This window comes from Dietzia sp. SLG310A2-38A2, from assembly GCF_014145095.1.
GTDB lineage: Bacteria > Actinomycetota > Actinomycetes > Mycobacteriales > Mycobacteriaceae > Dietzia.
On record NZ_JAALDX010000132.1, the window covers coordinates 1 to 6,530 of the forward strand.

At 70.2% G+C, this 6,530-nt stretch carries 6 protein-coding genes; 4 read left to right on the forward strand and 2 right to left on the reverse strand.

Features of this window, described 5'->3' with window-relative positions:
* On the forward strand, positions 1–742 hold a 742-nt coding region (locus G6027_RS05090), incomplete at its 5' end, for a lipase family protein (RefSeq protein ID WP_241726835.1).
* A 49-nt stretch (positions 743–791) separates the two neighbouring features.
* Here the strand turns inward: G6027_RS05090 and G6027_RS05095 are convergent.
* Positions 792–1,226 carry a nuclear transport factor 2 family protein gene (locus G6027_RS05095; protein WP_182635980.1) on the reverse strand — a complete coding sequence of 145 codons (435 nt, stop codon included), beginning with the start codon at positions 1,224–1,226 and terminating at the stop codon, positions 792–794.
* 24 nt (positions 1,227–1,250) lie between these two features.
* Between G6027_RS05095 and G6027_RS05100 the strand changes: the two genes are divergently transcribed.
* Genes G6027_RS05100 through G6027_RS05110 form a run of 3 tightly spaced genes read left to right on the forward strand, consistent with a single transcriptional unit; the run spans position 1,251 to position 3,078 of the window.
* A complete protein-coding gene (locus G6027_RS05100) occupies positions 1,251–1,793 on the forward strand; it encodes a nuclear transport factor 2 family protein (protein ID WP_182635982.1) in 543 nt (180 codons plus the stop codon).
* Positions 1,790–2,686, forward strand: coding sequence for an SDR family NAD(P)-dependent oxidoreductase (locus G6027_RS05105; protein ID WP_182635984.1), 897 nt, complete (start codon positions 1,790–1,792; stop codon positions 2,684–2,686). The genes G6027_RS05100 and G6027_RS05105 overlap by 4 nt, the downstream gene beginning before the upstream one ends.
* 2 nt (positions 2,687–2,688) lie before the next feature.
* A complete protein-coding gene (locus tag G6027_RS05110; protein ID WP_182635988.1) occupies positions 2,689–3,078 on the forward strand; it encodes a hypothetical protein in 390 nt (129 codons plus the stop codon).
* Positions 3,079–3,290: 212 nt separating this feature from the next.
* On the opposite strand, the gene G6027_RS05115 is transcribed toward G6027_RS05110, so the two are convergent.
* A complete protein-coding gene (locus tag G6027_RS05115) occupies positions 3,291–6,296 on the reverse strand; it encodes a class I tRNA ligase family protein (RefSeq protein WP_346995637.1) in 3,006 nt (1,001 codons plus the stop codon).
* Positions 6,297–6,530 lie beyond the last annotated feature (234 nt).

The window sequence follows — 6,530 nt, forward strand, 5'->3', positions numbered from 1 at the left end:
CTCGGCCCTCGACGCCGCCCGCGCCGCGGTGCAGTTGGCCGGGACCGACCTCGCGCCCGACTCCCCCACCGTCGTGAGCGGGTACTCCCAGGGCGGAGGCGCAGCCGCAGCCGCCGCCGAGATGCAGCCGCAGTACGCACCAGATCTCAACCTGGTGGGCATCGCGGCCGGCGCCCCGCCGTCGGACATGCTCGGTACCCTCGATCGCGTCGACGGCGGCGTGCTCACCGGGGCCGTCGGATACGCCATCAACGGGATCCTGCAGGTGCACCCCGAGCTGCGTCCGGCGTTCGACCGCCAGCTCAACGACGAGGGTCGGCGCATGCTCGAGGTGACCTCGACCCAGTGTGTCGCCGAGACCGCGTTCGCCTACGGCCTGCGTCGCACCAGCGAGTTCACCGCGCACGGCAACTCGCTCGCCGACGCGGCCCGGTCCGAGCCCGAGATCCTCCGGGTCCTGGAGAGCTACAACCTCGGCACAGTGGCCCCCACGGTCCCCGCGCTGGTCCTGATCGGCCGGAACGACGACGTGGTCCCCCACGACACCGCGGTCGACCTGGTCCGCGACTGGTGCGCCCAGGGCGCCACGGTCGAGCTACGCACCGCGGAGCTACCGGCGCTGGCGCCGGGGCTGGTGATCGACCACGCCCTGCCGATGCTGGCCGAGCACTCCACCAACGCCCGCTACCTCATGGACCGCGTGCACGGGCTGCCGGCCCCGAACTCCTGCGGCACCATCTGACACCGGACGACGGAGGGGCCCGCCGGGTGGCGGGCCCCTCCGTCGTCCGTCAGGGCACGTTGTGGTGGAAGGCCTGCTCCTGCGCGAGGCGGTCGATCCGCCAACCCTCTGCGGTCCGGACGAACCCGAGCACGTACCAGAGCCCGTAGAAGAACACCTGCTGGTCCTTCTCCTCCACCGGCCCCAGGGCCATCGGGTTGAAGCACATGCAGCGTCCGGTCGCGGTGTCGCCGTCCAGGGTCACCGCGAGATTGCCCATGAGGTGCTGGGTGGACGCGAAGATCGGCAACATCTCCGCCAGCCACGCGCGCACCGCCGGATAGTGGTCCGCGGGGCCGCCCGAGGCCTCGTAGCTCACGCGGGCGTCCGGGGTGAACACCCTGTCCAGTCCGTCGAAGTCACGGGCGTCGATACAGGTCGCGTACCTGGTCACCAGGTCCTGTAGGTCCCAGCGATCGGACAGCTCGACCAGTGTTCGACTCATGCCCACTAGGCTAACGTGGCCCACATGCAGTTCGAGCAGGAATCCCGCGCCCGCCAGGCGATAGAGCAGCTCAAATACCGGTACTGGCGGGCCTGCGACGCCAAGGACCCGGAGGGGTTCCGGTCGTGCTTCGTCGCCGAGGGCGGCCTCCTGGACTTCGGCCCGCTGGGCCGCACCGACCCGGACACGATGGTCGGGATCTTCCGTCAGATCGCACTGGCCACCGCCTCCGACGGCGGCCCCCGCATCCTCGACATGCACCACGGCCTCATGCCCTCCATTTCTGTCGAGGACCCGGCCGACGGAGGCGCACCGCGGCGGGCCACCGGCACCTGGACGCTGCAGTTCCGTCAGGTGGATCGGGAGAACGGCACCGAGACCCTCTCCACGGGCGAGTACTCGGATGTCTACGTGCTGGAGAGCGGCCGCTGGGTGATGGCCGAGTGCCTCTTCTCCCCGGGGTGGTCGATCACGCGCTCTCTCGACAGCGCGACCGTGACCTTTCCCGAGGTCCACGCCGTCCGCTCCGACGAGACGGCTGCCGCGACCGCCGGGGCCGACTCGTGACCGCGCGCGTCGCCCTGGTCACCGGCGGCAGCCGCGGTGTGGGCAAGGGAGTGGCCACCGCTCTCGCCGACGCCGGCTGGACCGTGTACGTCACAGGACGCTCGGCCGAGCGATTGCAGGCCACGGTGGACGCCGCGTCCAGCGCCTCCGGCCGGGTGCTCCCCCTCGAGTGCGACCACGGCCGGGACGAGGAGATCGTCGCCGTCGTCGCCCGCATCGTCGCCGACACCGGGCGCCTGGACCTGCTGGTCAACAACGTGTGGACCAATCCCAAGGGCTTCATGGGCTTCACCGGCAAGTTCTGGGAGCGGCCCGCCGGGGACTGGGACGCGCTCATGGGGATCGGGCTGCGCGCGCACTACGTCGCCAGCTGCGAGGCCGCCAAGGTGATGGTCGCGCAGGGCTCTGGTCTGATGGTCAACATCTCGTCCTTCGGGTCGCGCTCGCCGTTCCACACCGTGCTCTACGGGATGAGCAAGACCGCCCTGGACAAGATGGCCTCGGGCATGGCCCACGAGCTCGCCGGGACCGGCGTGTCCACCCTGTCGCTGTGGCTCGGGCTCATCCGCACCGACCTCATCCTGTCGCTGGGGATGGACGACTTCAACGGCTTCCCCCTGGCCCGGGCCGAGGACCCGACCTTCGTCGGCCGCGTGATCGCGGCCCTGGCCGACGATCCGTCGCTACCGACGCTGAGCGGGTCCACGGTGATCACCGCCGAGTACGGCCGCGAGCACGGGGTGACGAACGACGACGGCGAGGTGCCGCTGTCACACCGGGGCGCCTTCGGCGGTGGTCCGCTCTTCCCACCTGTGACGGACGAACAGCTGGGGATCGCGACGGTCGACGAGGTGGCCGAGGCCGGCGGACACAACGGATTCGTGGGGCGTTGACGGTGTCTCCGCAGGGGATCGGGGAGTTCGACGACCCGCTGGAGCGCCTCGAGCGCAACGAGCGTCAGGCCAGCCAGGCCATCCGCTACGTCCTGCTCTCCGCCTCGGCCGTCGTCATCTTCGCGGTCGCGCTCGTCGCGATAGGCGGCGGCATCGGCGAGGAGTGCACGGAGCCCGGCGGCACGTGCCTGACCGCGGACCGGGTCGAGGTGGTGCTGCTGCCGTTGCTGCTCTCAGTGGTCCTGTCCGTGACCGCGGGCATCAAGACGTACCGGCGGTGGAAGCAGCACATCAGGTGGCGGCCGTGGCTGTTCGCCAGCTACGCCATGTGGATGATCACCACCACCTACCTGATCGGCTCGTCCTCGGCGGTGTTCGTGCAGGTGGGCTGACCCCTCACCCGAACGACCCTCCTCCTGCCGCCCCACGCTCCTACCGCCTCACACCCCTACCCCGACTTACGCGTCCTCTTCGCTCGCAGCCCGAGCTATGCGTCCTCTTCGCCGGCGGCCCGGCCGGTTGCGCGCCCGCACCGGACCATTCCGGGCGCGCAAGCCTGAGAGGCGCGCAAGTCTGAGAGGGAGGGAGGAGCCGCAGTCACCGGTCACGGCACGATGTTGACCATCTTCCCCGGCACCACGATGACCTTCTTCGGGGTCGCGCCGGCGAGGTTGGCCTGCACCTTCTCGTCGGCCAGGGCCGCGGCCTCGACCTCGGCCGGCGAGGCGTCCGCCGGGACGGTGATGCGCGAGCGCACCTTGCCCTTGATCTGCACCGGGTACTCCACCGAGTCCTCGACCAGGTAGGACTCGTCGTGCTCGGGGAACGGGCCGTGGGCCAGCGATCCCGTGTGCCCCAGCCGCGTCCACAGCTCCTCGGCCAGGTGCGGGGCGACGGGAGCCACCATGAGCACCAACGGTTCGACGACCGAACGCGGCGCTCCCGGCCCCTCGGTCGGGTAGGCCTTGGTGAGGTGGTTGACGTACTCGATCAGCTTGGCGATCGCGGTGTTGTCCCGCAGCCCCGCGTAGTCGTCGCGAACCCCGGCGATGGCCTTGTGCAGCGCCTTGAGCACGTCCTGCGGCGGCGCTTCGTCGGTCACCCGGGCCTGTCCGGTGGACTCTTCGATCACCACGCGCCACAGCCGCTGCAGGAAGCGGTGCGCCCCCACGACGTCCTTGGTGGCCCAGGGCCGTGAGGTGTCCAGCGGCCCCATGGACATCTCGTACACGCGAAGTGTGTCGGCGCCGTACTCGTCGCAGATCTCGTCGGGCGAGACGGAGTTCTTGAGCGACTTGCCCATCTTCCCGTACTCCTGAAACACCTCGGGAGCGTCGGGGGAACCGTCCAGGTAGAACTTCCCGTCCCGCTCCTCTACATCTGCAGCAGGCACGTACACGCCGCGGGAGTCGGTGTACGCGAACGCCTGGATATAGCCCTGGTTGAACAGCCTGCGGTAGGGCTCCTCACTGGTCACGTGGCCGAGGTCAAACAGGACCTTGTGCCAGAACCGCGAGTAGAGCAGGTGCAGCACGGCATGCTCGACTCCACCGACGTAGAGGTCCACTCCCCCGGGGTCGCCCTCGCCGTGGATCTCGGGCCGCGGCCCGGTCCAGTAGCGCTCGTTCTCCAACGCGCACATCTCGTCGGAGTTCGTGGGGTCGATATAGCGCAGCTGGTACCAGCTGGAGCCGGCCCAGTTGGGCATCACGTTGGCATCGCGGGTGTAGGTCTGCACGCCGTCGCCGAGATCCAGCTCGACGGTCATCCACTCGGTGGCCTTGGCCAGCGGCGGGGAGGGCATCGAGTCGGCGTCGTCGGGGTCGAACGAGACGGGCTTGTAGTCCTCGACCTCGGGCAACTCGACGGGCAGCATCTCGTCGGGCAGCGCGTGCGGGACGCCGTCGGCGTCGTAGACCACGGGGAACGGCTCGCCCCAGTAGCGCTGGCGGGCGAAGAGCCAGTCGCGCAGCTTGTACTGGACGGTCCCCTCGCCGGTGCCCTCACCCTCCAGCCAGGCGATGGTGGCGGCCTTGGCCTCGTCGACGTCCATGCCGTCGAGCGACAGCCCGCGCGCGTTGGTCGAGTTCACGGCCACACCGTCGCCCGCGTACGCCTCGGCCCGCACGTCCAACTCGCGCCCGTCGGCCGGGGCGACCACCTGCGCGATTGGCAGACCGAAGGCCGTGGCGAACTCGTGGTCGCGGGAGTCGTGGGCCGGCACGGCCATGATCGCTCCCGTGCCGTAGCCCATCAGCACGTAGTCGGCCACGAACACCGGCACCTGCTCGCCGTTGACCGGGTTGACGGCGTAGGCACCGGTGAAGACGCCGGTCTTGTCCTTGTTCTCCTGGCGCTCCAGATCGGACTTGGTGGCGGCCCGGCGGCGGTACTCCCGAACGGCCTCGGCCGGCGAGGAGTGTCCGCCGGTCCAGCGCTCGTCCAGCTGGCCGGCAGCGCCGCCCACACTGTCCACCCCGCCGGGAGCGTCGCCCGCCTCAGGCCAGAACGGCCCGGCCAGCTCGTCGACCAGCGGATGCTCGGGCGAGAGCACCATGTAGGTGGCGCCGAACAAGGTGTCGGGGCGGGTGGTGAACACCTCGATGGACCGGTCTGCGACCGCGAAGCGCACGCGGGCGCCCTGCGAGCGTCCGATCCAGTTGCGCTGCATGGACTTGACCTTGTCGGTCCAGTCCAGCCGGTCCAGGTCGTCGACCAACCGGTCCGCGTACGAGGTGATCCGCATCATCCACTGGGAGAGGTTCTTGCGGAACACGGGGAAGTTGCCGCGCTCGGAGCGGCCCTCGGCGGTGACCTCCTCGTTGGCCAGCACGGTGCCCAACCCGGGGCACCAGTTGACCTGAGAGTCGGACAGGTACACCAGCCGGTGCGAGTCGAGGACCTTCTCCTGCTCGGCCGCGGTCAGGTCGGACCACTCCCGTCCGGCGAACCCGGCCGGCAGCGGGCGGGCACCGGCGACGAACTGCTCGCGCAACTCGGAGATGGGCCGGGCGCGGCCGGTGCGGGTCGCGTGCTCGCCGCCGTCGGTCGTGCGGGCGGCCGCGTCCGGGTCGTACCAGGCCCCGTGGATCTGTAGGAAGATCCACTGCGTCCAGCGATAGAACTCGGTGTCGGTGGTGGCCACCACGCGCCTGCGGTCGTGCCCCAGTCCCAGGCGCCCGAGCTGGCGCTCCATGTTGACGATGTTGGCCTCGGTGGTGACCCGCGGGTGCTGGCCCGTCTGGACGGCGTACTGCTCGGCGGGCAGACCGAACGCGTCGTAACCCAGGGTGTGCAGGACATTGGCGCCGAGCATGCGGTGGTAGCGGGCGAAGACATCGGTGGCGATGTACCCCAGCGGGTGACCCACGTGCAGGCCGGCGCCGGAGGGATAGGGAAACATGTCCTGCACGAAGAGCTTGTCGGTGGGCAGCGTCTGTCCTTCCGCCGCGGCGAGCGCCCCGACGGGGTTGGGGGCCTCGAACGTCCCACGCTCGGACCACTCACGCTGCCAACGGGACTCGATCCGGCCGGCGAGCTCGGCGCCGTAGCGGTGGGCGGGCCCCGCCTGCTCGGTCTGCGCCCCGGTGACGGACTGATCTGCGGTCACGGTCTCGTCGCTGCTGCTCACGATTGTCTGCTCTCCCTGATCCTCGCCGGTGCCCACACGCAGGCGGGCTCAAGCCTAAACCCTGGAGTGGGTCGGGCCACGTCAGCGTGTGAGCACGGCCCCTCGGGACCCGAGGCGCCCCGCCGAGGACCGGGCCGCCTCCCCCGTCGACCGGGCCGCCTCCCCCGTCGAGAAGAGCGTCCCGAACACGTTTCGCGAGGGCGGTTTCATACG

Excerpts from the sequence above, each read along its gene's own strand:
- G6027_RS05095 (WP_182635980.1), bottom strand. The coding sequence starts at position 1,226 with ATGAGTCGAACACTGGTCGAGCTGTCCGATCGCTGGGACCTACAGGAC.
- G6027_RS05100 (WP_182635982.1), top strand. The coding sequence starts at position 1,251 with ATGCAGTTCGAGCAGGAATCCCGCGCCCGCCAGGCGATAGAGCAGCTC.